The sequence below is a fragment of the Streptomyces sp. NPDC038707 genome (assembly GCF_040636485.1).
GTDB lineage: Bacteria > Actinomycetota > Actinomycetes > Streptomycetales > Streptomycetaceae > Streptomyces.
The window spans coordinates 1-2168 of record NZ_JBEZUP010000090.1 but is presented as its reverse complement, the minus strand read 5'-3'; the positions used below and the strand labels follow the sequence as shown (position 1 = coordinate 2168).

Annotated in this window: 5 protein-coding genes; 4 read left to right on the top strand and 1 reads right to left on the bottom strand. The window is 72.0% G+C overall.

Annotated elements, in window-relative coordinates:
• Positions 1 to 41 precede the first annotated feature (41 nt).
• The 3 genes from AB0E62_RS39905 to AB0E62_RS39895 all read left to right on the top strand — a co-directional run bounded on the left by AB0E62_RS39905 (position 42) and on the right by AB0E62_RS39895 (position 1118).
• Positions 42 to 257, top strand: coding sequence for an acyl-CoA carboxylase epsilon subunit (locus AB0E62_RS39905; RefSeq protein ID WP_362206009.1), 216 nt, complete (start codon positions 42 to 44; stop codon positions 255 to 257).
• Between the two features lie 82 nt (positions 258 to 339).
• Positions 340 to 468 carry a hypothetical protein gene (locus tag AB0E62_RS39900; RefSeq protein ID WP_268696069.1) on the top strand — a complete coding sequence of 43 codons (129 nt, stop codon included), beginning with the start codon at positions 340 to 342 and terminating at the stop codon, positions 466 to 468.
• Positions 469 to 500: 32 nt separating this feature from the next.
• A complete protein-coding gene (locus AB0E62_RS39895; RefSeq protein ID WP_362206006.1) occupies positions 501 to 1118 on the top strand; it encodes a nucleoside triphosphate pyrophosphatase in 618 nt (205 codons plus the stop codon).
• On the opposite strand, the gene AB0E62_RS39890 is transcribed toward AB0E62_RS39895, so the two are convergent.
• Positions 1090 to 1710 (bottom strand): hypothetical protein, encoded by a 621-nt coding sequence (locus AB0E62_RS39890; RefSeq protein ID WP_362206003.1) that lies wholly within the window; start codon positions 1708 to 1710, stop codon positions 1090 to 1092. The genes AB0E62_RS39895 and AB0E62_RS39890 overlap by 29 nt on opposite strands.
• A 362-nt stretch (positions 1711 to 2072) precedes the next feature.
• Here AB0E62_RS39890 and AB0E62_RS39885 point away from each other — a divergent pair.
• A partial coding sequence (locus tag AB0E62_RS39885) for a biotin carboxylase N-terminal domain-containing protein (protein WP_279617129.1) occupies positions 2073 to 2168 on the top strand: 96 nt, incomplete at its 3' end.

Sequence of the window (2168 nt, the reverse complement as noted above, 5' to 3'; positions counted from 1 at the left end):
GCAACATCCCCCTGTAGACCCCGCCGACCCCGGGAGCGGTCATGAACATCAAGGTCGTACGAGGCAATCCCACCCCGGAGGAGCTGGCCGCCGCCCTGGCGGTGGTCCGCGTCCGCGCGGCGGCGGCGGCCACCACGCCGTCCGGCGCGCGGGGCCAGAGGGACGCGTGGTCCGACCCGGCCCGCATCGCGGCCCGGCACGTCCCGGCGCCGGGCCCGGCGTCGTGGTCGCGCACCTACTGGCCGGGCCGGGGCTGACCGTCCGCCGGCCGCAAACCGGGTGCCGATTTGAGTACGGCTACTCAGGCACCCGCGCCCGGCACGGCCCCACGCTGGGGGCATGTTGTGGTCAGACCCGGAGAACGAGCCGCCCGAGGATCTGCGCGAGGCGCAGAACATGCTCCGGCGGCTCGGTCTCCTCATGGCACTGGCCATGGTCCTGGCGATGATCGTGATCGGCCTGAGGTGAGCCGCCCGGCACGCCGTGGCTAACCTGGCCGCATGACTGCCAATCGCCGCAGGCGACTCGTGCTCGCCTCCCAGTCCCCCGCCCGGCTGGGCCTGCTCCGGCAGGCCGGATTCGACCCCGAGGTCATCGTGAGCGGCGTCGACGAGGACGCCGTCACCGCGCCCACCCCGGCGGAGCTGGCGCTCGCCCTGGCCGAGGCGAAGGCATCGGTGGTCGCGGCGCGACCGGAGGTGCAGGGCGCCCTGGTGATCGGCTGCGACTCGGTGCTGGAGCTGGACGGCAAGGCGCTCGGCAAGCCGGCCGACGCCGAGGAGGCCACCGCCCGCTGGAAGGACATGCGCGGGCGGGCCGGGGTGCTCCAGACGGGGCACTGTGTGTGGGACACGGAGGCCAAGCGGTACGTGTCGGCGACCGCCTCCACCGTCGTCCGGTTCGGTGAACCCAGCGACGCCGAGATCGCCGCCTACGTGGCCTCCGGAGAGCCCCTCCACGTGGCCGGTGCCTTCACCCTGGACGGCCGTTCGGCGCCGTTCATCGACGGCATCGAGGGCGACCACGGCAATGTGATCGGCATCAGCCTGCCCCTGATCCGCCGGCTCCTGGCCGAACTGGGCGTGGGCATCACGGAGTTGTGGGCGCCGGAGCGCTGACCCGGGCGCGGAGGGAGCGCCGGGGCGGGACGGAGTCCTGGGGCTCGTCGTCGCCGTCCCGGGGCTCGTCGCCGTCCCGGGGCTCGTGCGCACGGTCTCCCGGCGCGTCCCCGTCGACGGGTCCCGCCTCCCCCTCCGGCCCCGCCGCCGGCCCGGCCCCCGGCCCGGGCGTGCCGCCGGGGACCGCGCCCTGCGCGCCGGAGGCACGGTCGTACGTCATCAGGAGCAGCACGATCAGCCCGAGGACGACGACCAGGAACACGAACACCGGCACGCCGAACAGTCCCCAGGCGAACGCGCCGAGCAGGCCGTGCACCACGGCCGCGCTGACCAGTACCACGCGGCCGAAACCGGCCGGGGCGCGGTCGCGCACCGCGACGAGCACGGCCACCAGCGCGCACAGCGCGAAGTAGAGCCCGAAGACGATTCCGCCGATCTTCGAGGACGTCGCCATAACGTCGGGGTCGAGGCCGGCCAGGGACATCTTCTGCCGGCCGACGACGACCCCGAGGAACCAGTTCACCGCCACGACGAACAACGCCTCCACGAGGAGGACGACCGCCACGACCCATGCCACCGGTCTGCGTACCACCGGCCCCACCCACTCTCCCGCCGACAGCCTGTTACCCCAGGTAGGTTCGAGACACCGGGAACGCTACTAACGGGTAAACCAGGGGACAAGGGTCGGGGCGGCAGCAAAGAATCATTGGGCCATTCGTAGGGACTCGACAAAGAAACAGAGTGGGCCGCAGCACGCTCGCACAGAGACCTTGACCACATGGCAGGGCTAGGGTTTCCCCAGGAGTCCTGCGTACCTGGGTGCGACATGGGCTTTCTCTGGTCGAGCGCGCCTCGGTTCACGCTCCGTGTGGGCAAGCTCACCATCGGGGACGGGTCGAAGTGCCGTGTCGACAGTCCCTAAACTCGGCTTGTTTCAAGGAGGGAGCCTCAATCGTGCGCAAGGTGCTCATCGCCAACCGTGGCGAAATCGCTGTCCGCGTGGCCCGGGCCTGCCGGGACGCCGGGATCGCGAGCGTGGCCGTCTACGCC

Coding starts and splice junctions, on each gene's coding strand:
- AB0E62_RS39905 (WP_362206009.1), top strand. CDS start 42: ATGAACATCAAGGTCGTACGAGGCAATCCCACCCCGGAGGAGCTGGCC.
- AB0E62_RS39900 (WP_268696069.1), top strand. CDS start 340: ATGTTGTGGTCAGACCCGGAGAACGAGCCGCCCGAGGATCTGCGCGAG.
- AB0E62_RS39895 (WP_362206006.1), top strand. CDS start 501: ATGACTGCCAATCGCCGCAGGCGACTCGTGCTCGCCTCCCAGTCCCCC.